This window comes from Actinotignum inguinis, assembly GCF_051265835.1.
Classification (GTDB): Bacteria; Actinomycetota; Actinomycetes; order Actinomycetales; family Actinomycetaceae; genus Actinotignum; species Actinotignum timonense.
On the sequence record NZ_JBOZDP010000009.1, the window covers coordinates 1 to 23,434 of the forward strand.

The 23,434-nt window shown below is 62.6% G+C and carries 18 protein-coding genes and 1 pseudogene; 5 read left to right on the forward strand and 14 right to left on the reverse strand.

The window, feature by feature from the left end:
* Positions 1-51: 51 nt before the first annotated feature.
* The 10 genes from ACRQFC_RS05710 to ACRQFC_RS05755 form a co-directional block, all read right to left on the reverse strand.
* Complete coding sequence (locus tag ACRQFC_RS05710; protein WP_087071226.1) at positions 52-753, reverse strand: BspA family leucine-rich repeat surface protein; 702 nt, start codon at positions 751-753, stop codon at positions 52-54.
* Between the two features lie 835 nt (positions 754-1,588).
* Positions 1,589-2,914, reverse strand: a complete 1,326-nt coding sequence (locus ACRQFC_RS05715; protein ID WP_234984483.1) for a hemolysin family protein — start codon at positions 2,912-2,914, stop codon at positions 1,589-1,591.
* A 141-nt stretch (positions 2,915-3,055) separates the two neighbouring features.
* Positions 3,056-3,325, reverse strand: a complete 270-nt coding sequence (locus tag ACRQFC_RS05720) for a DUF3017 domain-containing protein (RefSeq protein ID WP_026428220.1) — start codon at positions 3,323-3,325, stop codon at positions 3,056-3,058.
* Between the two features lie 97 nt (positions 3,326-3,422).
* Complete coding sequence (locus tag ACRQFC_RS05725; RefSeq protein WP_087070588.1) at positions 3,423-4,826, reverse strand: alpha/beta hydrolase; 1,404 nt, start codon at positions 4,824-4,826, stop codon at positions 3,423-3,425.
* Positions 4,827-4,893: 67 nt separating this feature from the next.
* Entirely contained in the window at positions 4,894-6,171 is a 1,278-nt protein-coding gene (locus tag ACRQFC_RS05730; protein WP_101595408.1) for a cell division protein PerM, read from the reverse strand.
* A gap of 164 nt (positions 6,172-6,335) precedes the next feature.
* Complete coding sequence (trpA, locus tag ACRQFC_RS05735) at positions 6,336-7,133, reverse strand: tryptophan synthase subunit alpha (protein WP_087070586.1); 798 nt, start codon at positions 7,131-7,133, stop codon at positions 6,336-6,338.
* Complete coding sequence (gene trpB / locus ACRQFC_RS05740; RefSeq protein ID WP_320753138.1) at positions 7,126-8,373, reverse strand: tryptophan synthase subunit beta; 1,248 nt, start codon at positions 8,371-8,373, stop codon at positions 7,126-7,128. The genes trpA and trpB overlap by 8 nt, the downstream gene beginning before the upstream one ends.
* A 2-nt stretch (positions 8,374-8,375) precedes the next feature.
* Complete coding sequence (trpC, locus tag ACRQFC_RS05745; RefSeq protein ID WP_101595405.1) at positions 8,376-9,299, reverse strand: indole-3-glycerol phosphate synthase TrpC; 924 nt, start codon at positions 9,297-9,299, stop codon at positions 8,376-8,378.
* Positions 9,292-10,311 (reverse strand): anthranilate phosphoribosyltransferase, encoded by a 1,020-nt coding sequence (gene trpD, locus ACRQFC_RS05750; RefSeq protein ID WP_101595402.1) that lies wholly within the window; start codon positions 10,309-10,311, stop codon positions 9,292-9,294. Before trpD ends, trpC begins: the two co-directional genes overlap by 8 nt.
* Positions 10,312-10,379: 68 nt before the next feature.
* Positions 10,380-10,613 carry a hypothetical protein gene (locus tag ACRQFC_RS05755; protein WP_284883163.1) on the reverse strand — a complete coding sequence of 78 codons (234 nt, stop codon included), beginning with the start codon at positions 10,611-10,613 and terminating at the stop codon, positions 10,380-10,382.
* Between the two features lie 409 nt (positions 10,614-11,022).
* Here ACRQFC_RS05755 and ACRQFC_RS05760 point away from each other — a divergent pair, with 409 nt between their 5' ends.
* From ACRQFC_RS05760 to ACRQFC_RS05775, 4 genes are read left to right on the forward strand one after another with little or no spacing between them, the layout of a single operon-like run.
* Positions 11,023-11,988, forward strand: coding sequence for a metal ABC transporter substrate-binding protein (locus ACRQFC_RS05760; protein WP_087070585.1), 966 nt, complete (start codon positions 11,023-11,025; stop codon positions 11,986-11,988).
* Positions 11,989-11,997: 9 nt separating this feature from the next.
* On the forward strand, positions 11,998-12,741 hold the full coding sequence (locus ACRQFC_RS05765; protein WP_087070584.1) for a metal ABC transporter ATP-binding protein: 744 nt from the start codon (positions 11,998-12,000) through the stop codon (positions 12,739-12,741).
* Between the two features lie 12 nt (positions 12,742-12,753).
* Positions 12,754-13,791: a metal ABC transporter permease gene (locus tag ACRQFC_RS05770; RefSeq protein ID WP_284883164.1), complete on the forward strand. Its 1,038-nt coding sequence runs from the start codon at positions 12,754-12,756 to the stop codon at positions 13,789-13,791.
* Positions 13,788-14,732: a metal ABC transporter permease gene (locus ACRQFC_RS05775; protein WP_284883165.1), complete on the forward strand. Its 945-nt coding sequence runs from the start codon at positions 13,788-13,790 to the stop codon at positions 14,730-14,732. Before ACRQFC_RS05770 ends, ACRQFC_RS05775 begins: the two co-directional genes overlap by 4 nt.
* On the opposite strand, the gene ACRQFC_RS05780 is transcribed toward ACRQFC_RS05775, so the two are convergent.
* Both ACRQFC_RS05780 and ACRQFC_RS05785 read right to left on the reverse strand, forming a co-directional pair.
* On the reverse strand, positions 14,680-17,337 hold the full coding sequence (locus ACRQFC_RS05780) for a UvrD-helicase domain-containing protein (protein WP_284883166.1): 2,658 nt from the start codon (positions 17,335-17,337) through the stop codon (positions 14,680-14,682). The two genes, ACRQFC_RS05775 and ACRQFC_RS05780, sit on opposite strands and share 53 nt — an antisense overlap.
* A 140-nt stretch (positions 17,338-17,477) precedes the next feature.
* A complete protein-coding gene (locus tag ACRQFC_RS05785) occupies positions 17,478-18,857 on the reverse strand; it encodes an aldehyde dehydrogenase family protein (protein ID WP_284883167.1) in 1,380 nt (459 codons plus the stop codon).
* An 85-nt stretch (positions 18,858-18,942) separates the two neighbouring features.
* Between ACRQFC_RS05785 and ACRQFC_RS05790 the strand changes: the two genes are divergently transcribed.
* On the forward strand, positions 18,943-19,794 hold the full coding sequence (locus tag ACRQFC_RS05790) for a DUF981 family protein (RefSeq protein WP_410374513.1): 852 nt from the start codon (positions 18,943-18,945) through the stop codon (positions 19,792-19,794).
* A gap of 74 nt (positions 19,795-19,868) precedes the next feature.
* On the opposite strand, the gene pflA is transcribed toward ACRQFC_RS05790, so the two are convergent.
* Together pflA and pflB are read right to left on the reverse strand one after the other, a co-directional pair.
* Positions 19,869-20,747, reverse strand: coding sequence for a pyruvate formate-lyase-activating protein (gene pflA, locus ACRQFC_RS05795; RefSeq protein ID WP_087070580.1), 879 nt, complete (start codon positions 20,745-20,747; stop codon positions 19,869-19,871).
* Between the two features lie 3 nt (positions 20,748-20,750).
* Positions 20,751-23,141, reverse strand: a pseudogene (pflB, locus tag ACRQFC_RS05800) (formate C-acetyltransferase).
* Positions 23,142-23,434 lie beyond the last annotated feature (293 nt).

The following is a 23,434-nucleotide window of genomic DNA, read 5'->3' on the forward strand; positions in this document are numbered from 1 at the left end:
AGATGTCCGTGGCCTACCCTGACCGGTTTAATAAGTATTTATAAACAATGCTCACACACAAACAACTTGACACACTCGACGAATGAGATAGATAGCATCATCCTGGTACTTCGAAAAATCTGAACGAATTGAGAAAAGATAATTTAGATCCCTACCTTGAATTCCCGTAAGAATAATATTTTCCTCACCTGAGGGATTCGCCTCTTCGACTACCTCATAGCGAATATCCTGAAATCCAATACCCCTCGTCTGCGATTGCAGCTGTGCGAATTGTTTGCCTTTTAGTCGAAATACCGTGCGGCCCCTAGTCCAGAAAGCAAATTCCGCTTTTTTGCTATTCTGATAAGTGCCAGCCTCATCAAACGTCCAGTTCGAGATATCTATAATCGTTATATTCTCCGCATCTCGGAACATCCACCGGAAATTCGCCTTAGTATTAGGCTTCCACCTCGATACATCTGGATTAGCTCCAGCCTCCCAAAACATTTGCGTGAAGTTTGTACAGTTACTAACATCCCAGTTGGAAACCTCTGGATTAGCCCTGTGGGTTTGCGCAAACATTCCCCTCATATTCGTAACACCGCTAGTGTTAATACCGTAAGGCGGAAAGTAAATCTCGGCATTAAAACAGCCCTGAAACAAGATAGAGGAGTCAGCCGGAAAAATAATGTCACTACCCTCTTTCGGAGCGAAAAGTATTTTCCTTGGCTCCGCTTTCCCCTGCGTGGCACAGTGTTGTTTTTTCAGATCCATCCACTGTTTACGGTCGAGTTCGCCGTGGCCAGCTACGGTGAGTGTTTTTGTGGTGGAATCCCAGGTGGCGGTGAGGTTGGGGCCGACGGGGATACCGGCAGCGCGCTCCGTTGCACGCGTTTCTCCCCCATCGGAAGTGTCGGGTGACGCGAGGCTAGGAGCGGCTACCCCCCCCCCGCTAAAACAGCAAGCGCGGCAATAACGGCAGCCGCTCGTTTGATCAGCTTCACTACTAACCCCTCACCAATTGATACCGTTACAGGCAAACATCCCACACCCGTCGCGAAACCATTTTCACGTTCAATAAGGAATAGGAATGAGTACGACTGCATAGTCGCTTTCTTGATTTACCTTAGCTAATTTCTACAGTTTCCACCACGGGTGACGTTCAGGATAATTCCAGCACGAACCACGCAGTAGTCAGACTTTTCCGCTTATTTATGCGGCAATAGGTAGCTACTTGTGACTAAAGTCTCGAGCGGAAACGTCTTTTGTAACCAAAATTCAACAGAGCGAAAACGAGCCCACCATAGCTCGATTACTTGCCGAATACACCGTCGATTTATACATAATAATTAGTTTTCTATGCGGCCTAACAGTGACTATTTCTATCTATTATTTTCACTGTCGCGAAAACTGGAAGCATATACCACCCCGTAAAAATGCTATTTTTTAGCGTTCATGCACCGCCAGACCAAAACGCAGTTCAGCTCCGTGAAGGTATATCCAGAATTCAACGGCGCCACGCCCGCTGGCAGCAGGGGCTTCCGGCCGCCGCCGGCGGATCTCGCTCCCCGCGCGATTCGGCTACCCGCGTGATCCGCTAGGGCACCAGCTACCGCCCGGCTTCGCTGTGGCCTTCCATCCGGGCCATGGCGATGTCCTCCGATTCGGTCACCTGGTCCACCCGCACCCGGTCGATGCGCCGCCCGTCCAGGGACTGTACGGTGAGCTCCACCGCGCCCAGCCGGGTGGAATCCCCTACCTGCGGCATGCGCCCCAGCTGGGCGATGATATAGCCGGCCAGGGTATCGAAAGGCCCCTCGGGGAGCTCCACCCCGAGCATTTTGAGCACCTCGGGACGGGTGGAGAGCCCGTCCATATCCCGCACTCCCCCGTGTACCTGCACCTTGGGGACCTCGCGGTCGTATTCATCGCGGATTTCGCCCACGAATTCTTCCATCACGTCCTCAATGGTGACGATGCCGTCCGTACCCCCGTATTCATCCACCACGATGGCCAGATGAGCGTGGGCTTTCCGCAGATCTGAAAGAGCCTCCAGCACATCCTTACCCGTGGGGAAGAACGTCACCGGGCGCACCAAATCGCTCACCCGTTGAGCCGTGGGAGCGGGAGCGAGCATATCGCGAATGTGTAGGAAGCCGATCACGTCGTCGTCGTTCCCACCGCGGCGCACCGGATAACGCGAGTGTTCCAGGGCCGTAACGAGGGGGCGTGCTTCGTCGAGGGAAAGTTCCGCGTCCAGGAATTCCACTTCGGTGCGCGGCGTCATAACCTCCTGGACGGTGCGGTCCGAAACGGACAGCATCGAGACGACCATATCGCGTTCCTCGGTGCCAATCGTTTCCTGGCTGGCCACGAAGGCACGCAGCTCCGCGACTCCCATTTCTTCGCGCTGCTCTTTCGGGTCGCGGCGCAACAGCCGCAGCACCCCGTTCACGCTCGCGCCTAGGAACCAAATGACCGGGCGCAGCACCGCGGTAATAAAAGCGAGGGGCCGAGCGGCCAGCGTGGAGATAGTTTCCGCCGATTGCAGGGCGATGCGCTTGGGCACCAGCTCCCCGAACACAATGGAAATATAGGAAATCACGAGCGTGGTGAGCACAAAAGCCAGGGTGGTGGCCCCGTTTTCGGACATCCCCCAAGCTCTGAACGTGGGCGCGATCTCCGGGGCGATGGAGGCCGCACCGAAGGAGGCGGAGAAGAACCCGGCCAGGGTCACGCCCACCTGAACTGCGGAAAGAAACTGGTTGGAATCCGAGGTTAGGCGCTGGATCGTTTTCCCGGAGGCGGAGTTCTCCGCCATCTCGTCGATCTGCGTTTGCCGCAGGGAAACCAGCGCGATTTCCGAAGCGGCGAAAAACGCGCCGATCAGCGTGAAAACAACAACCCAGATAATGTTCATAGCTAAGGGACTCACTCCACCAGTATGGACGAGCCCGCGCCCACCAGGCCCACCGCGTCTCAGAAACAAGCGGCAAGCGAACACGGGAGGGGTGCAGTGGCACAGCGACGGCGCAGCGCCTGCGTGGTGGCGTGCCAGGGTGCTGCGGCGTCGTTCTTAAATAACGGGGGGCGTGAGGGCGAAACGCGCAAGGAAAAAGAGGGCTGCGGCCAGGAGGAGGAGGGTGGCGGCGTCGGTGATGCGCGAACGCACCGAGGGGACGTAGCCGGTGGGTAGGGTCAGGCGCGCCACCGCGAGGATCACGAAACTGCCCGCGAGCGCGAGGATGGCTACGCGCGGGTCGGCGAGGAAGGCGAGGGCCACGATGATGCCGATCCAGGCCGCGCAGGCCCAGTAGACCAGCGGGTGGGAAAAGTGCGCATTCACGTGAGCCAGTATAGCCCGCGCCCGGGCGGACGCTCGCGGCCTGCGCGGTGCTACCCCGGGCATGGGGTGCCCAGCCTGCGCGGGCGCCCGCCCGCAGCTACATGGTGAAGAGGTGGAAGAAGGCGCCGATAAAGCGGATGTCTTCAACCGTATGCGTTTTGAGATTGACGGTGAGGAGTAGGGCCACGATCCCCCAGGCCACCGTGAGGCTCACCCAGGCCCAGCGCCGTATCCGGTAGCGGCCTGTGCCGCGCGGCAGGGCGTGGCGGCGGGTATGCAGCGCGTGCCGAGGCACGTAGCGGGGGCGGCGCACCAGGGCTCGCCCGCGCACAATACTCCCCGCGGCCAGCAGCGCGAAGAGCAGATAGGCGCCGGCGACGGTGGTTTTTTGGGTCATCCACCCGCGGGTGGCCACCACGCTTTTCGCTCCGCCCGCCCGATCACCATTCCACCACTCCAGCGCCCCGGGCAGCTGTTTTTTCCAGGTGTCCCAGGAGTGCCCGCCGTTCGGGTCCAGGTGCACGGTGGTTTTCAGGCGCGGGTTCTTGACTTCCTCCAGGCCGCGCGCCAGTTCCACCGGGTCGTTATCGGTGCGGGTGCCGGTGAAGTACATGGACTGCGGCCAGCTCGCTTTTTTCATGAGGTTGGTGACGGTGAATTGTTCGCGCAGGCCGGGGGCTTGGGTCAGGCCGATAACCGGCACGTTGTACCCGGAAAAGGAAATCACCGAGGCGAAGGTTTGCGGGTTGTACAGCCCGAGCACCGGCGCGCACCAGCCCCCGTAGGAGGCCCCGGCAATGGCCCAGTCGCGCCGATCCGCGGAGACGGAAAAATTCTTGCGCACCATCTGCACAACATCGCGGTTCACCCAGGTTCCCACCGCGGGCCGCCCGGATAGATCCACGCAATCGGGCTGCTGGTTATCCACATTGAGGGAGGGGACCACCACGATCGTATCGGGCGCGCTCGCCGGCATCGTATGCTCCAAATCCAGCACTCCCGGAATTTTCTCCGTCTGCGAGGGAAAGCCCTGGATCATGACGATCACGCGGTAGGTGCGCTCCGGGGAATAATCCGGGGGCAGGTACACCCATACGGGCAGCTCAAGGCCGGATTCGGGGCCGCGGAAGACGGTTCCCACCACCCCGTGCCCGGCCGGGGTGAAATCGGCTTTCCATTCTTTGCCTTCCGGCATGGGGATCTCACCGGATTGCCCGGCGTATTTGGGGAGCTCGCTCGTCACCGCGGTCACGGAAGCCTTGCCGCCGCTTTTCGTGAAAATGGTTTTGACATCGCTCCACGTGCTTGCGTACTGCAAGTTGAGGTTCATGCCCACCCCAATAGCGACGACGCCGCATACGGCTGCCACCACCATGGCAAGCACCGGAATCGCGGTAGCCAGGCGGCGGGTACGCGGGATGGTGCGCACCCCCAGCGCCAGGAAAGCCAGCGAGCAGAGGCCGGCAGCCAGGAGCGCCCCGTGCGTATTGGGTTGAAGCATAGGCAAAATTTTAGGCCGCTCGGGCACCTCCGCGCGCCGTTATTTCACTCTATGCCCAGCTCTCCTGTTATTTTTCCTCACTTTTCCCACGCTCCTCCCAGTCAGCGGCGGCCGGCTGAGAAGATGCTGGTTCCGCAGCGGTCGCGGCGGTAGGAGCCGTGACCGCGGCATCCGCTGTGGTGGCGGAAGTGGGCGCTGCGGGGTGGGCGGCGTCGTCGTTCTGCTGCGGGGCGGGGCGCAGGGCGCGCCGTACCCGGTAGCGTTCCCACAAGGCGCGCACCCACGCCCAGAAGTCGCGCGCGCCGTAACCGAGCGCGAAGGGTAGCAGCACCGTGAGCGCCACGCAGCCGGTGAGGAGCGGGGCGCGGGTGCCGACCTCGAGCATGCGGCCCGGGCCGATCCCGCCGGTGGCGAATTGCCCGGCCAGGGCCACGAGCACCAGGAGTTCCAGGGCGCCCACCGCGGCGCTCACCCAGTCGCGCGGGAGCAGCGAGCGGATAATTCCCCAGGCCAGGCCCGTGAGGATGGGGATGATGAGGAGCCAGGCGGGGCGCAGGGCCGGGTCGGGCAGCAGGCCGAACACGGGAAGGCCGGGGATGGGGGCGAAACTGCCGCCCAGGGCCGAGAAGACCGCGCCGCTGCCCACCGTGAAACCGGCGCCGGTCACGTAGGCCAGTGCCCATACCGCCAGCGCGGGAGCGAAAAGCAGCTGGGTGAGGGTGAAGAGAATCGTGCCGGTGAGATCGGTGAGGTAGGCGGCGTGCAGGGCCTGGGCGCGCCCGAAGCCGAGCACCACCGCGGCAAGAACCAGGAGGAGGCTCACTACCGCCAGGGTGGCGGCGAGCGGTGCAATGAGGCGCCAGCCGCGTTCCAGGATGGCCACGCCGGGCCAGGCCGGGCGTTCCAGCCAGGCGCATTGGCTGGCGGCGAAGCCGAGCACCGCCCCGCCCACGAGGGCGTGGAGCAGGGATGATTGCGGGAGGGAGAGTAGGCAGATCACGCCGGCGCTGCCCGCTCCGCTCAGCGTGGCGATGGCTACGTCCCACCAGTCTTCCACCACGATGGCACGCAGGAAACGCACCGTGAGCCAAGCGATAAGTGCGGTGAGGAGCAGGGGCATGAGGCCGATATGCCCGCCCGCGCTCACCAGCGGCGTGCCGAGGGCGAGCAGCCACAGGGAGCCGCCCAGGCGTGCCGCGCCCTGCCAGGTTACGTCCCCGAGCAGCGGGGAGGCCGCGGTGAGGGTGTATCCGAGCAGGCAGATGAGCACCACCGTGATCCAGGTGAGGACCACGGGCTGGATAACGGCCAGGGCGAGCGCCACGCGGCGCGAATACGTTAACATCCCTTCCATGGTGGCGCGCGATGGGTGCCGGGCCGCGGAAGATGGCCCGGCGTGTTGCTCACCGCACCATATCGCGCGGCCGCAGCGTGCTCGCGGCGGGGCTTTCGCTCCGCCGCACGCGCGGAGCCTGCGCTCCGCTACGCGCAGCGGCACCTTCGCGGCGCTTAGCCGAGCGCGCCCTTGAGCTCGCTCACCCGGCCGGCGATATCCGCGGCGATCTGCTCCGCGCCCTTTCCGGCCGCCGCCAGTTCGTGAATCCGGGAAACCAGGGCCGATCCCACGATCACCCCGTCGGAGAGCGCTCCCATGCGGGCGGCCTGCTCCGGGGAAGAAATCCCGAAGCCAATCGCGCAGGGAGTATCCGTGACCGAGCGGATCTTCTTTACGATGGCCCCCACATCGGTGGTGATATTCGAGCGCATGCCCGTCACCCCCATGGAGGAGACCACGTAGAGGAAGCCGCGCGCGGCCCGCGCAATCGCTTCGATCCGGTCCTCGGAGGTAGGCGCGATCAGCGAAATGAGATCAACGTTATGCACAGCCAAAGCCCCCTCGAATTCGGCCTTCTCCTCGAAAGGCACATCGGGGAGGATCACGCCGGAGACCCCAACTTCCGCGCAGCGGCGCGCGAAGCGCTCCGGGCCGTAGGAGAAGACCACATTAGCGTAGGTCATGATGACGAAGGGGCACTCCAGATCCGGGCGCACCTGGCCGATCATCTCAAAAATTTTGTCCGTTGTGGCTCCCCCGCGCAGCGCCCGCTCCGAGGAAGCCTGGATGACCGGGCCCTCGGCGGTCGGATCAGAGAAAGGCACGCCGAATTCGATGAGATCTGCACCGGCCCGGCCGGCCGCGCGGATAATGTGCGCCGTCGTACCTAAATCTGGATCCCCGCAGGTGAAGAACGGAATAAAAGCTTTGCCGCGGGAAAAAGCCCGGGCGATGGGTACCTGTTTAGTCATGGATATCTTCTCCCCGGTAGCGCGCGATGGCCGCGACGTCCTTATCCCCGCGGCCCGAGAGCGTGACGATAATAATCTTGCCCGGCATCTCCGGGGCGATCTTCATGGCGTGCGCGAGGGCGTGCGCCGATTCAATCGCGGGAATGATCCCCTCGGTGCGCGAAAGGTATTCGAACGCATCCACGGCCTCCGCATCGGTGACCGGGACGTATTCCGCGCGCCCGATATCGTGCCAGTAGGCGTGCTCGGGGCCAATCCCCGGGTAGTCCAGGCCGGCCGAGATGGAGTACACCGGGGCGATCTGCCCGAATTCGTCCTGGCAGAAATAGGATTTCATGCCGTGGAAAATGCCTTCGGTGCCGGTGGCGATGGTCGCGGCGGTATCCGGGGTATCCACGCCCCGCCCGGCCGCTTCCGCGCCGATGAGGCGCACGCCCGCATCATCTACGAAGTTGTAGAAAGAACCGGCCGCGTTCGAGCCGCCGCCCACGCAGGCGATGACGGCATCGGGCAGGCGCCCCTCAGCTTCCAGGATCTGGGCGCGGGCCTCGCGGGAAATAACCGCTTGGAAATCACGCACGATCGTGGGGAAGGGATGCGGGCCCATAACCGAGCCGAGGCAGTAGTGGGTATCGCTCACCCGCCCGGTCCATTCGCGGAAGGCTTCGCTGGCGGCGTCTTTGAGGGTGCCGGTCCCGGATTTCACCGCGACCACATCCGCGCCCAGCAGGCGCATGCGGTACACGTTGAGGGCCTGGCGGCGGGTATCTTCCTCCCCCATGAACACCACGCATTCCATATTGAAAAGCGCGGCAGCGGTGGCGGTGGCGACCCCGTGCTGGCCGGCCCCGGTTTCCGCGATGAGGCGGGTTTTGCCCATTTTCTTGGCGAGCAGCGCCTGGCCGAGCACGTTATTGATTTTGTGGGCGCCGGTGTGGTTGAGGTCCTCGCGTTTGAGGTAGATTTTCGCGCCGCCCAGGTCGCGCGTCATCCGCTCCGCGTAGTAGAGGAGGGAGGGCCGGCCCGCGTAGTTATTGAAAAGATCGGTGAGTTCGGCGTTAAATTCCGGGTCGTCGCGGTAGTGCCGGTAGGCGGCGTCCAGTTCTTCGATGGCCGGCATGAGAGTTTCCGGGATGAACTGCCCGCCGTGGATGCCGAAACGGCCCGGGCGCGCGGTAGCGCCGGCCGGCGGCGTGGAGGTTCCCGAGGTGGAGCTTTCCATCGTGTGTCCTTCGGTCATGGTTACTCTTTCTCCTGTGCGGGGGCGACGACGCGCGCCGCGGCCTGGCGCCACTGGGCCAGGACTCCTACTTTATCGGCGCTGCGCATGAGGGCTTCGCCCACGAGCACCGCGTCGGCACCGCCGGCCGCGAGCGCTTCCACGTCCGCGGCCCCGCGCACCCCCGATTCGGCGACGACGAGTGCCGTACTCTCGATACGGGCCCGCAACTGGCCCGCGGTGGCCAGATCAACCGAAAAATCTTTGAGATTGCGGTTGTTGATTCCGATAATGCGGGCACCGGCCGCCTGGGCGGAGTCAATTTCCGCGGCGTCGTGGGTTTCCACCAGGGCCGATAGCCCGAGGGAATGCGCCAGCTGGAGGTACTCGCGCAGGATCGCGGTATCCAGGAGCGAGCAGATGAGCAGCACCGCGCTGGCCCCCAGCGTTTTCGCCTGGTAGATCTGGTAGGAATCCACCACGAAATCTTTGCGCAGGCAAGGGGTAGCAACCGTGCGGGTGATTTCCTCCAGGTAGCTATCCGAGCCGAGGAACCACTGCGGCTCGGTGAGCACGGACATGGCTTCCGCCCCGGCCGCTTCGTAGGAGCGGGCAATATCGAGGTAGGGGAAATCTTCGGCGATGATGCCCTTCGAGGGCGAGGCTTTTTTCACTTCGCAGATGAAGCCGAGCCCGGGGCCGCGCAGGGCGGCCTCGAAGGGGAAGCTGGCCGGATCGCTCCCGGGTTCGCTGCCGGGGGCGGCGGCGAGTGCTTCGGCGGCAGCGGGGGCGGCGGCGCGTGCAGGCGCGGGTGCGGCGGCAGCGGGTGCAGGCGCCGCGGCGAGTGCTTCGGCGAGTTCGCGCATGCGGGCCGCGGGGATCTGTTCTTTATCGCGGGCCACCCGCTTTCGGGTGGCGGCGGCGATCTGCTCGAGAATATTAGGCACGCGAAGCCTCCACGAATTCGTCGATCTTGCGGTAGGCGCTGCCGTCGTCAATGAGGTCGCCGGCCATATCCACGCCCGCGGCAATGGAGCGGGCCTTACCGGCAATGTACAGGCCGGCACCGGCATTGAGCTGGACCACGTCACGCTTGGGGCCGGTGATTTTACCGGAGAGGATATCGCGGGTGATCTGGGCGTTTTCTTCCGGGGTGCCGCCGAGCATATCGGCCGGGGTGGCCCGGTTGAAGCCGAACACATCCGGGGACATTTCGAAGGTGCGGTATTCGCCGTTGCGTACTTCGCATACCGTGGTGGGGGCGGAGAGGGAAATCTCATCGAGCTTATCCTGGCCGTAGACCACCAGGCCGTGGTGGACGCCCAGGTCATTGAGGACGCGGGCGAGGGGCTCCACGAGGTATTCATCGTAAACGCCGAGGACCTGGTATTCGGGGTGGATCGGGTTGGTCAGCGGCCCGAGGATATTGAAGACGGTGCGGAAGCCGAGCTCCTTGCGGATTGCCCCCACGTTCTTCATGGACTTGTGGTAGAGCTGGGCGAACATGAAGCACATGCCCACCTCATCGAGGAGGCGCCGGCAGGTATCCGGATCCTGGTTGATATTCACCCCGAGGGCTTCCAGGCAGTCGGCGGTACCGGACAGCGAGGAGGCGGCGCGGTTACCGTGCTTGGAGACCTTGACGCCCCCGGCGGCCAGCACGAACATCGAGGTCGTGGAAATATTGAAAGAGTGGGCGTTATCCCCGCCGGTTCCCACGATTTCCAGGGTGGGGAAAGGAACCTCGAAGTAATCAGCGTGCTCGCGCATCGCAGTGGCGCAGCCGGAAATCTCATCGGTGGTTTCTGCCCGCGCGTTCTTGGTGGAAAGCGCGGCGAGGAAGGCTGCCGTCTGGGTGGGAGTGCTTTCCCCGCCCATGATCTCGTTCATAACGGTGTAGGCCTCGTCATAGGTGAGATCCTGCTTGGACACAACTTTAATAATGGCTTCTTTAATCATGACAACTCCGTACTTTGGAAAGTTTGTGTGGACTGCGGTGCTGAGCGGGCTGCGCTAGGCGTGCTGTGCTAGGCGGGCCGCGCTGAGCTAGGCGCCGCGCGCCATCGCCCCCGTGCGGCTTTCCACCAGCGGCAGCGCAGCTGGGCGCGGGTGGAGGCAGCCATGGCGGCAGCCGTAGCGGCAGTAGCCGGCGTGGCGGAAGGCGCCATGATGGAGACAGTGAGTGTGGTGGAGTGCCGGCGATGCGTGGATAGGGCATCGGGGACATAGTGCTCAGGTGAATGCGGTAGGTCCCGTTGCACGGGATTCTCCTCTCAAGTGGTTGGGGCGGCGTAGTTGCGCCGCAGGGGAACGCTTCTTAGGCGCGCCACCATCGCCAGGCCGCACCGGCCTGACCCTGTACCTTGAGATCCTGCTGCATAGCTGTGAGCTTAGCCCACCCCGGGTGACGCCCCCGCCCCGGTCCATCATGCGGACAGGTAAGGGCGGCAGCCAGCTAGCGGCGTCGTCGTACTACCAGAAGTGAGCGAGAGTGCCGCAGCTACCAGGCACGCAATTATTCTTATTGACTTTTCACCCAGCAATTCCCGGGATTTTTCGCGACGTTTCGCAGATTTGCCCTAGTGCTTTATGCGTGCATCGGTTAACATATTCAGGTCCCGAGTAAAGAAACCCATACCTTACATGCTTTCGTGATTGAAGAAGGACACCATGAAACATTCTGTTAAGTTGGCCGCGATTGCCGCGGCCGGGGCTTTGGCACTCACATCCCTGACCGGCTGCGCCACCGAAAACAAGGGCGCATCCGAATCGCCGGCCACCGACTCCTCAAAGGCCGCGGGCCTGTCGGTGGTGGCAACTACCGGTTACCTCGAAGATGTTATTCGCAATGTCGCTCCCGAGGCTAACGTAACCACCTTGGTCAAGCCCGGCGGTGATCCTCACACCCAGGAACTGACCACCCAGGATACCCAGGCCATCGAAAAGGCCGATCTTGTGGTGTGGACCTCCCACGATATGGAACACAAGATGATGGGCCAGCTCGAGAAGCTCGGCGACCGCCAGATCGCGGCCGCGGAAGCCATCCCGGAAGATAAGCTCCTCCCCTGGGAAGAAGACGGCAAGATCGAAGGCCACGACCCGCACGTGTGGAACTCCCCGGAGAACTGGCAGTATGTGGTGACGGCCACCGCCGCCAAGCTCGGTGAGATCGACGCCGCGAACGCGGACCTCTACAAGGCCAACGCGGAAGAATACAACAAGAAGATCGCCAAGGCCGCCGATGAAGCCAAGGCCAAGTTCGATAAGATCCCGAAGGAAAACCGCGTGCTCATCACCGGGCATGACGCCTTCAACTACCTGGGCGCTTCTTTCGGTATTGAAATCCACGCCACCGATTTCGTTTCCTCCGAATCGGAAATGTCCGCGGTGGAGCTCAACGAGCTCGCCACCCTCATTGCCGAGCGCAAGGTTCCGGTGATCTTCCAGGACAACCTCAAGAACCCCGAAGTCATTAAGCACCTCCAGGACGCGGTGCGCGAAAAGGGTTGGCATGTTGAGGTCTCCGATAACGAGCTCTTCGCCGATACCCTCAGCTCCGAAGCTCCCACGAATACCTACCTGGGCGCTTTCAGCTACAACGTTGATTCCATCGTCAGCGCGCTTTCGCAGAAATAGGTGATATCTATGGGATCCGCTACCACGCTGGCCTGTCAGATTGACCACCTGAGCGTCGCCTACCAGGATACGATCGCGGTGAGCGATGTTTCGCTCCGCGTCAGTCCAGGCCAGGTGGTGGCGCTTCTCGGCCCGAACGGCGCGGGGAAATCCACCGTCATGAAGGCGGCCCTGCGCCTTGTTCCGGCCCTCGCCGGGGAGGTCACCTTCTTCGGCGAACCACTCCCCCGGGTGCGTTCGCGTATTGCTTACGTGCCGCAAACCGCCACCGTGGATTGGGATTTCCCGACCACGGTGGGCGACGTCGTGCTCATGGGTACGTACGCCCAGCTGGGCTGGCTGCGCCGCCCGGGCGTGCGCCAGCGCGAAGCCGCCGCCGCGGCCATGGAGCGCCTGGGAATTTCCAATCTTGCCCACCGCCATATCAACGAGCTGTCCGGCGGCCAGCAGCAGCGCACCTTCGTGGCGCGCGCCCTGGCCCAGCACGCCGAGCTCTACCTCATGGACGAACCTTTCGCGGGTATCGATATCACCTCCCAGCAGGCGATTATGACGCTGCTGCGCGAACTGGTTGATGAGGGGAAAACCGTGATGATCGTGCATCACGATCTGCAGACGGTCCCCGATTTCTGCGATAGCGTGGTGCTGCTCTCTAGCGGCAAACTGGTGGCGAGCGGAAGCGTGGAGGAGGCTTTCACCGCGGAGAATATCGCGCGGGCGTACGGCCTTTCCATCGCCCTCGAACGCAAGTGAGGGCGCGGCGCAATGATTGATTTTATTTCCCCGCTGGAATTGTGGGGAACCTATATTTTCCGCACCATGCTCATCGGCACCACCCTCATCGGGGTGTTTTCCGGAATCGCTGGTTGCCTGCTCTACCTGCGCCGCCAGTCCCTGGTTTCCGACGTTATCGGGCACAGCTCCATCCTCGGTGTGGTTGCCGCCTTCACGGTGGCCACCCTGCTGGGCATGGATGGGCGCTCGATGGTGGTCCTAGTGCTCGGGGCAAGCGCGGCGGCGATGTGCGCCGTCGTTCTCACCAATATCATCGTGGCGCATTCGAAAGTGAAGGCGGATGCCGCCATGGCCATCTGCCTTTCGCTGTTTTACGGGGGCGGGATGGTGTGCCTGCGGCTGCTCACCCATTCTCACCTGCCCAATCGCGGCGGGATCGACAGCTACATGTTCGGCAATGCGGCGAATGTGCGCGCCGGGGACCTGGTGACCATCGCGGTATTCGGGCTGCTCACCGTTGCGGTGATTCTCGCTTTCTTCAAAGAAATCAAATTGGTGACTTTCGATCCGGTCACGGCGCAATTGCAGGGTTTCAGCCCGCGCGTGCTCACGCCGCTCATGCTGGTGCTCGTCACCATCGCTATCGTGATTGGAATCAAGGGCGTGGGGCTTATTCTCATGGTCGCTTTTGCGATTATGCCGGCCGCGGCCGCGCGCCAGTGGACGCACCGCATGTCCTCGATGATGGTGCTGGCCGGGATTTTCGGTGGGGTTGCGGGCGCGGCGGGCGCGTATCTGTCCGTCTGCCTGGGCAAGGTTCCCACCGGCCCGATCGTGGTGCTCCACCTCTTTGTTATTTTCGCGTTCTCGCTGTTGGCCGCGCCGCGCCGCTCCATCGTGGTGGTGGCCCTGCGCCAGCGCCGCTTACGCGGTGATCTTGCCACCCGGGCGCTGGCTTCCGCGGAGGTTCCTGTTTCTGCGGGCGCGCCAAGATCGGCGACGACGACGGCGCCTGCGGCGCCGGAGGCTCTGGCAGCCGGGGGTGCTTCGGAGAGGAGCGGGCAATGAGTTTCATTGTGGCAGTTATGTTGCTCGCGGTGGTGACCGCGGTGACCTGCGCGCTTCCGGGGGTGTTCCTGGTGTTGCGCGGGCAGTCGATGCTGGTGGACGCGATGTCGCACGCGGTGCTCCCCGGGATTGTGGTGGGCACGATTCTTTCTGGTTCCACGCATTCCCCGATCATGGTGGTGTGCGCGGCGCTCATGGGTTTGGTGGTGGTGCTGGGTGCCCAGCAGCTGGATCGCACCCGGTTGCTGACCGGCGATGCCAGCCAGGGCGTGATTTTCCCGGTGCTTTTCGCCCTGGGTATTTTGCTGCTCTCAACCACCCTTTCTCATGTCCATATTTGCCAGGACACCGTGCTCACCGGGGACCTGAATCTCATGGCTTTGAGCCCGGAACATATCATCATCGGTGGTTACGATATTGGCCCGCGCACCATGTGGCAGTTGCTCGCGGTGTGCGCACTCAACGCGATTTTCATCGCGGTGTTTTTCCGGGTTCTCAAAACCGATACTTTCGACGGTGATTTCGCGGCGACTATCGGCTTCCCGGTGCGGGCGGTGGAGCTGGGGCTCATGATGCTGGTGTCGCTGACCGTGGTGGCGGCTTTCAACGCCGCGGGCGCGATCCTGGTTATTGCCCTCATGGTGGTGCCGGCGGCCACGGCTATTCTTTTCGCCCGCTCGCTGCGCCACCTCCTGGTTCTCACTCTCCTGATTGCGGTGGCCGAGGCGCTCCTCGGCTTCGTGCTGGCCCTGTACCTGGATTTGGCGACCTCGGCGATGATGGCTTTCACCGACGGGGTGGTGTTCCTGAGCGCGCTGGCCTGGTACAAACTGAGCGGGCGCGCGGCGGCGCGTAGCCACCGGCGCACCCTGAGCGTGCCGGCCGCTGCTACTTCTCCACTTTCGTCAGCGGAGCGAAGCGCAACATCAAGCGTTTCGTGACCGAGCCGAAAGCGACCTTCGCGGTGGTGGACTTTCCTCGGCCTTCGAAGCCGAGGATGGTCCCCCGCCCGAAGGAGCGGTGCTCCACGGTGTCGCCCACCGCGAAGCCCTTGGTATCCGCGGCGTCGGCCGCGCCCACCGCGCTAGGTGCGCCCGGGGCGCCTGAGGTGCCTGGGGTGCCGCTCGAACCACCAATCGCGGAACCACCCGAACCGCCGGCCGCTGTATGCGCACTACCGGCGGAATCCGCCCGGGAGGCCGAGTTCGAGGTGGCGGGCACCCCGAGTTTCCCGGGTTTGAATGTACCTGAGCCGATGACAGGCCCGGCGTCGTCGTCAAAGAAAGAAGGTGCGCGCCGTTCCCGGCGCCCCCACCCGTAACCGGAACCAATGCCGGAACCAATGCCACCACCGCGCACCAGATCCTGCGAGGATTGTTCCCGGCGCCAGTCAATAAGTTCGGGCGGGATTTCTTCAATAAAACGCGAGGGCGGGAATTCCTGGGGCGCCCCCCACGAGGAGCGCGCTGCCGCGCGCGAAATATAGAGGCGTTCACGCGCGCGGGTGAAGGCCACGTAGGCGAGGCGGCGTTCTTCGGCGAGTTCGCGCCGGTCATCCAGGGAACGCATATGCGGGAAGGTGCCGTCTTCCAGGCCGGTGACGAAAACAACCGGAAACTCCAAACCTTTGGCGGTGTGAACCGTCATGAGGGTGGTTTCCCCTTCGGATTCGCTCCCCTCGGGAAGCCGATCCGTATCTGAGACCAGCGAAATCTGATCCAGCCACTCCCCCAACCCAGCATCCGGATTCTGGGCGGAGAACTCCACCGCGACCGCGTGTAATTCGGCCAGGTTTTCCACCCGGCTGAGATCCTGCGGGTCTTTGGATTCTTGTAGCACGGCCAGGTACCCGGATTCATCCATGAGGTAATCGAGGATATCCGCGGGTTTGCCGCCCGCGGCGGCATCCTGACGCGCGGTTTCGAGGATACGAGCCAGATCGGCGACGGCGCTGCGGGCCCGAGCCGTCAGCCCCGCAACTTCGCCGCGCTCCCGGTTCGGGGTAGCCACATCGGCCACCGCTGCACCGAAGGAAATATTCCAGCGTTGGGCGTGGGTGGCCAGGTGGCCCTGGGCGGTATCCCCCACCCCGCGTTTGGGTTCATTAATGATGCGGCGCAGCGAAACGGTATCATCCGGATTGGCTACCGCGTGCAGGTACGCGAGGGCGTCCTTGATTTCTTTGCGCTCATAGAAGCGGGTGCCGCCGATGACCCGGTAGGGGATCCCGGAGCGCACGAACATTTCTTCCAGGGCCCGCGCCTGGGAATTGGTGCGGTAAAACACCGCCACATCCCCGTAACGCACCCCGTTATTATCCCGGAGCCGATCAATTTCCGTGACAACGAAATGGGCTTCGTCGCTTTCCGAATCGGCCACGTAGCCGGTGATCTTTTCCCCGCTCCCCGAGTCCGTCCACAGCTTTTTCGGCCGGCGCCCCTCATTATGGGAAATGACGGCATTGGCGGCAGAGAGAATATTTTGGGTGGAGCGATAGTTTTGCTCGAGGACCACGCTGGTAGCATCCGCGAAGTCCTTCTCAAAATCCTCAATATTGCGGATGGTGGCCCCGCGGAAGGCGTAAATGGACTGATCGGCATCGCCCACCACGGTGAGCGCGGAACGTTCCGGGCCCTGCCCGGCCAGGGTGCGTACCAACACGTACTGGGCGTGGTTGGTGTCCTGATATTCGTCCACCAGAATGTGGCGGAAGCGGGTGCGGTAGCGCTCAGCTATATCCGGGTGGGAGGTGAGCACCTCCACCGTGCGCATAATAAGATCATCGAAATCCAGCGCATTGGCGCGCTCGAGGCGATCCTGGTAGGCGGCATAGGCCTGGGCCAGCACCTGGCCGTCCCTATCGGTTGCGGCCGCGGCCTGCGCGGCCGGGGTGACCAGTTCATCTTTGAGATTGGAGACCTGGCGGCTGAGCATTTTGGGCGGGTAGGCCCGGATGTCGATATTTTCTTCCCGGCACACCATGGTCATGAGGCGCTGGGAATCCGCGGCATCGTAAATGGTGAAGGTGGATCGCATCCCGAGCGCGCGGTGTTCGGCCCGCAGAATCCGCACGCAGGCGGAGTGGAAGGTGGAGATCCACATGCCGCGGGCCAGGCCGCCGAGCATCCCTTCCAGGCGTTCGCGCATTTCCCGCGCCGCCTTATTGGTGAAGGTGATGGCGAGGATATTGGCGGGGTGGGCCTGCCCGGTGGCGATGAGGTAGGCGATACGCGAGGTGAGCACCCGGGTTTTACCCGAGCCGGCCCCGGCGACCACGAGCAGCGGGCCGCCGCTGTGAATCACGGCTTCCCGCTGGGCGCTATTGAGGCCGGTGAGAATACGCGCCGCCGCGCCCGAGACCTCCGGCATGCTCGAAACCTCCGGCGCAGCCGCAGCCGCCGCCCCGCCCTGACCTGTAGGCGCGCTTTCAGCAGCCTGAGCCGGCGCGGGCACACCCGGGCGCCGCCCCACGGTAGCCCCGGCTTGTTGAGCGGCCGCCACGCGTTCCCGCAGCCGCGCGATTGTTGCTTTGTACGATTCCTCCATAGCCCTTCTAGGGTACGACACCACCCCGACACAAAAAACGCCCCCGAACTTCGCGTTGCTCTCACTCCGGGCACCGGCGGATGGCATGCGGCACCTGCCTGCCCGGCCGGCCCCGCGCCAACTAAGCTGCGGCGTCGTACCTATCGCGCCGGATGGACGCGCACCGCATGCTCGTTCGTGAAGGCGCGCAAACCCCAGGCGCCCTCCTCGCGGCCGTAACCGGAACGATTAATCCCACCAAAAGGCCAGGTGGGCGCCGATTCGCGGTGCTTATTGATAATGGTCATCCCGGCCGCGAGCCGCGCCGCGAACCGCTGCGCCTTCTCCAGGTCCTGGCTCCACACCGAGGACTGCAAACCGTAGGCGGTGCTATTGGCCAGCTCGAGGGCTGCTTCCTCATCCGCCACCCGGTAGAGCGCCACCACCGGCCCGAATAATTCGTTGCGAGCGATATCGTGGTCGGCGGGAATATCGGTGAGCAAGGCCGGGGTCATATAAGCGCCCGGCCGGTCAATTTTGTGACCTCCGTAATGGCGGTGCGCTCCAGCGGCGACGGCGCTCGCCACCCGCCGCACCACCTCGTCCCTGGCGGCAATCGAGGACAGCGGCCCCATATCCGTGGCCGGGTCGTCATAGGGACCCACCACGATGCTCGCGATCTCCGCGCGGGCCGCCGCGAGGAATTCTTCGAAAACGCTATCCAGCACGATAATGCGCTTATTCGAGGTGCAGACCTGCCCGGCGTTGAACACGCGGGTGCGCACCGCCTCCCGGGCCACCGCTGCGATATCGGCGGCATCCAGCACCACCATGGCATCATTGCCGCCCAGCTCCAGGAGGGAACGTTTCGTGTACTTCCCGGCCAACTGCGCAACCGAGGATCCCGCCCGCTCCGAACCGGTCAGCGATACTCCTTTGACGCGCGGGTCCGCCAGGACTTTCTCCGTATCCGCAATATCCAGGTAGATATTCTGGTACACCCCATCCGGCAGGCCGGCCTCGCGCAGCAGCGCCGCGAACGCAGCCGAGGAACGCGGGCAGATTTCCGCTTGTTTCATGAGAATCGTATTGCCGACCATGAGTTGGGGCAGCGCGAAGCGGGCGATCTGGGAATAGGGGAAGTTCCAGGGCATGATGCCCAGCAGCACGCCCAGCGGCTGGTGGAGCACGTAGGTGGGGATGCCATCGCCGGCATCCAGCGCGGTGGGTTCGAGGTAGCGCGGGGCGTTATCGGCGAACCAGTGGGCGTGCTGGCTGACGGTGGCGAGCTCGGCAGCGCCATCGCGCAGCGGTTTGCCCATTTCCCGCCCGATAATATCTGCGAGCTCCGCCGAGCGCTCCGTGATGAGCTCCCCGAAGCGGTGCAGGATCGCGGCGCGGGTGGCCATCGGGGTATCCCGCCAGCTGGTGAAGGCATCCCAGGAAGCGCTGATCACGCCCGGGATCGCGGCGGCGGGCAGGGAGGGGAAGCGTTCTTCCACCTCGCCGGTATTGGGGTTATGCACGCGGTAGTGAGTCATGAGTCTAGCCTACTGTGTTGCGGCCCACTGTGCCGGGCGAACCCGGCTATCATGGGGACATTAGTCCTAAATTGAGAAAGGAGTGGTGAACGTGGGAGATTTCTTCACCGGGGAAAGCGCCCCGGGAATGATTGATTGGGCGTCGATGCCCACCTACAACACCATTATGGCCATCGCGGCCGGAGTGGGCCTGATCTTGGTTGGCCGGCTGCTGGTGCACTTACGCAGCGCGGTTCCAGCGGGAGCTGTGGGAGCTGGCGCTGCCGCGAGCACAGCTGACACTCCGGGTGCTACCGCCGCCGCGCATGCCGCGGGCGCGGATGCCGCGGGCACCGATGCCGATAAGGCCGTGAGCCTGGACGGCTACACCCTCGGCTTCCTCGTAACCGGCCTGATCCAGACGCTCACCGGCCTGCACATGTCCCTCACCTGGCCGTTGGCCGCCGGCGGCTTCCCCTTCGACAATATTATCTTCGGGGAAACCTGCCTCGGCTTCGGCGTGCTCCTGCTGGCGGCGAGTTTCATCCTGTGGAAGCGCGGGGATCGCATCCTCGCCTCCGCCACCCCATTCAACACTTTCGCGCGGATCGCCCGCCCGGTCTCCATTTTCGCGCTGGCAATGGGCTTGGCGCTGCTGGCGATTATGTGCGCCGGGATGGTCTACCAGTTCTTCGCCGCCCCTCCCCAGGAGCCGATTTCCGGGTCCTTCGCGGCCTACCCCTGGTTGGAGTCGATTGCCCTCTCCGCGGTCTTTGGCCTGGCCGGTGTGGGTGCGATTCTCTTCTTCGCCGCGGTGCGCCCGGACGCCCGCGGGCAGGTGCGCGGCGGCGTGGTCAGCGCCGCCTACTGGTGCCTGGTCATCAGCGGGGTCATCTTCATGCTCTTCGGTGCCATGAACTTCTATACCCATATCGGGCTCGTGGTCAATACCATGTAATACCGCCACGCCGGCGCGCACACAAAAGGGCCGCATCCCTTTCGGGACGCGGCCCTTGGCGTCATCCGTAGCGTTTAGAAAGCCGGGGTGTTCAGCCCCAAGCGCCGGAAGTGCTCCCGCGCTTCTTCCACGGCTTGTGGTGACGGCGGTACGACGTCTTCCAGTTGGTAGTCATAGCCAAGTGAATGCCACTTGTCTCGCCCCATCTGGTGGAACGGCAGAACTTCAACGCGGCTCACCGCGTTCTTCCACCGTGCAACGATCTTCGCAACGTTCTCCACGTTCTCCGGATCGTCTGTCAGCCCGGGCACGAGTACGAAACGTACCCAGATTTCCTTGCCCGCGGCAGCCAATCGATCACCAAAATCAATGGTCGGTTGCAGTTCGCGGCCGGTCGTGCGCTTATATACTTCCTCGGATCCCGATTTCACGTCGAGCAACACCATGTCGATGTAATTCATCATTTCGTCGTCGACGTTGCGGCCGAGATATCCGGAGGTATCGATACACGTATGGATTCCCATTTCCTTGGCGCCGCGAAGCACGGTCTTGAGGAAGGCGGGTTGCATTAAGCATTCGCCACCCGAGATCGTGATTCCGCCGCCCGTCGCCTTGAACATGCGACGGTAGCGCTTCCAGCGCCGCAGCAATTCATCGGAATCCACCGGCTGACCGTCCTTCATAATGAAGGTGTCAGGGTTATGACAGTACAGGCACCGCAGGGGGCACCCTGCCATGAAGACTGTCATTCGGGTCCCGGGCCCGTCCACCGCGGTCACAAGTTCCCACGAGTGGACGGAACCGAGGGTTCCCTCGCGCATCTTGCGAAGCCGTTCTTTGCGTTCGATGTCGTCGAGGACATCGATGCCTCCCAGACCGGCCCCCTGCAACCGACCGGTCGGCGCTTCGAAATCTTGAAGGCCGACCGGTGCTAGTCGCAACTCAGCAGACAATGGTTATGCCGAGTGATGGAAGGTACGCGACAGAACGTCGAGCTGCTGTTCGCGGGTCAGCTTCACGAAGTTCACGGCGTAGCCGGAAACGCGAACGGTCAGGTTCGGGTACTTCTCGGGGTGATCAATCGCGTCCTCGAGGGTGGAGCGATCCAGCACGTTGATATTGGCGTGGTACAGACCCTGCACCCCACCGTTATCTTCGCGAGCAGCCTTCATCGACTCGAGACGCTCTTCGTAGGTCTTAGCCATTTTTTACCTTCTTTTCTTTGTTGGGGGTTGAATCTTAGAGTTTTAGTCTTCTTCAGCCATGAAGCCGGCGTCCATAATTCCGACCAGGTTCTTGACCTGCTCTTCCTTATTGCGGCCGAGGCCAGCCGGCGTAATGGTATTCGTCAAGGAAATACCATCGAGGGCATCCTTGTAATCCAGCTTACCAACGGACATCATGGACGCCACCATACCGTGGGTATCCATGCCGTTCTCCGGGTTCGCGCCCGGGGAGAACGGGGTGCCAGCCTTGTGGCCGGACGGGAAGGAACCCGTGGCCTTGCCGTACACCACGTTGGAGGTAATGGTCAGCACCGACTGGGTCGGGATGGCATCGCGGTACATCGGGATCGCCTTGATCTTCGCCATGATGGTGTGAACCACGGTTGCCGCGATGTCATCAGCGCGGTCATCGTCGTTACCGTAGATCGGGAAGGTGCCTTCCGTCTTGTAATCGACAACGAGGCCGGTTTCGTCGCGAACCGGGTAGACCTTCGCGTACTTGATCGCGGAAAGCGAGTCCGCCACGATGGACAGGCCGGCAATACCGCAACCCATGGTACGGATGATCTCCGAATCGTGGAGAGCCATCTCCACCGATTCGTAGGCGTAGCGATCATGGCAGTAGTGGATGATGTTAAGAGCTTCAACGTAGGTGCCAACCACCCAGTCGAGCATCTCTTCGTACTTCTGCCACACTTCGTCGAAGTCGAGCGGGCCATCGCCCTCAATCGGGCTGAACAGACCCGGTTCGGTCACCTGCTTGCCGGTCATCTCATCGCGGCCGCCGTTGATGGCGTAGAGCAGGGCCTTAGCGGAGTTCACACGAGCCCCGAAGAATTGCATCTGCTTGCCCACCCGCATCGGGGAGACGCAGCACGCGATGGCGGCGTCGTCGCCCCACTGGTTACGAATCTGTTCGTCAGATTCGTACTGGATGGACGAGGTTTCGATGGAAATGGCCGCGCAGAATTCCTTGTAGCCTTCCGGAAGCGCCGGATCCCAGAAAATGGTGATATTCGGTTCCGGAGCCGGACCCAGGTTACGCAGGGTCTGGAGCAGGCGGAAGGAGGTCTTGGTGACGAGGGTACGCCCGTCATCACCGAAGCCGGCATCCGACCAGGTGGCCCAGTAAGGATCACCGGAGAAGATCTGATCGTAATCGATGGTGCGCAGGAAGCGGACGATACGCAGCTTCATGACGAGGTTGTCAATCATTTCCTGCGCGTCGGTTTCCGTAATGGTTCCGGCGGCCAGATCGCGCTCGAAGTAAATATCGAGGAAGGCGGAGAGGCGGCCAATGGACATGGCCGCGCCGTCCTGGCTCTTCACGGAAGCGAGGTAGCCGAAGTACAGCCACTGCACGGCTTCGCGCGAATTCTTCGCCGGGCCGGAAATATCGAAGCCGTAGATCTCACCGAGGGTCTTGAGCTTCTTCAGAGCCTTGATCTGCTCGGCGTGTTCCTCACGGAAACGAGCCCAGTGCTCGGAGAAGGGCTGATCGGCCACGGAATCCTTCATGGCCTGCTTCTCTTCGATGAGCTTATCCACACCGTAGAGGGCCACGCGGCGGTAGTCACCAATAATGCGGCCACGGCCGTAAGCATCCGGAAGACCGGTAATAATGTGCGAGGAACGGGCCGCGCGAATACGCGGGGTGTAAATATCGAAGACCGCGTCATTGTGGGTCTTGCGGTAGCGGGTGAAGATCTTCTTGATCTCCGGGTTGACTTCCTTGCCCGCTTCCTTGATGGCGGTTTCCACCATGCGCCAGCCGCCATTGGGCATCATCGCGCGCTTGAGCGGAACATCCGTCTGCAGGCCGACGACGACGTCGTCGTCTTCGGAAATGTAGCCGGCGGGGAAAGCGTCAATATCGGCCGGGGTGTCGGTGTCGACGTCGTACACGCGACGGCGGCGCTCCTCGGAGAGGTAATTTTCCTCAAGAGACTCCCACAGCCGGGTGGTCTTCTCCGTCGGGCCGGCCAGGAACGAAGCATCCCCTTCGTAGGGGGTGTAGTTCTTCTGGATGAAGTCACGAACGTCAATGGCTTCATTCCAGATGCCGGACGTGAAACCCGCCCAGGCTTCCTCTGTTGGGGTATCGGTAGCAGTGCGCTCCATGTGCGTCTAACTCTCCTTGTGTCGTGTCAGTACCCGTTATTATCCAAGCATAAAGCAATTTGCAAGCGGAACGGATGTTCCGTAAGAAATTGCCGCACGCTTGCGTCCGCACCGTATCCACGCCTTCGCGTGAATCGCTACGGCACCGAGGTAACAAGTCCTGATTCTTTTACCTGTTGTCCGTATCAATCGGTCAGGCACAAGCGACTCTCGATTGTATTGTCCGGCACGGGCGGCGGGCGTATATCACTCGCTGTCCGCGCCTACATTTATCCTAACGCGCTTGCGTGAAA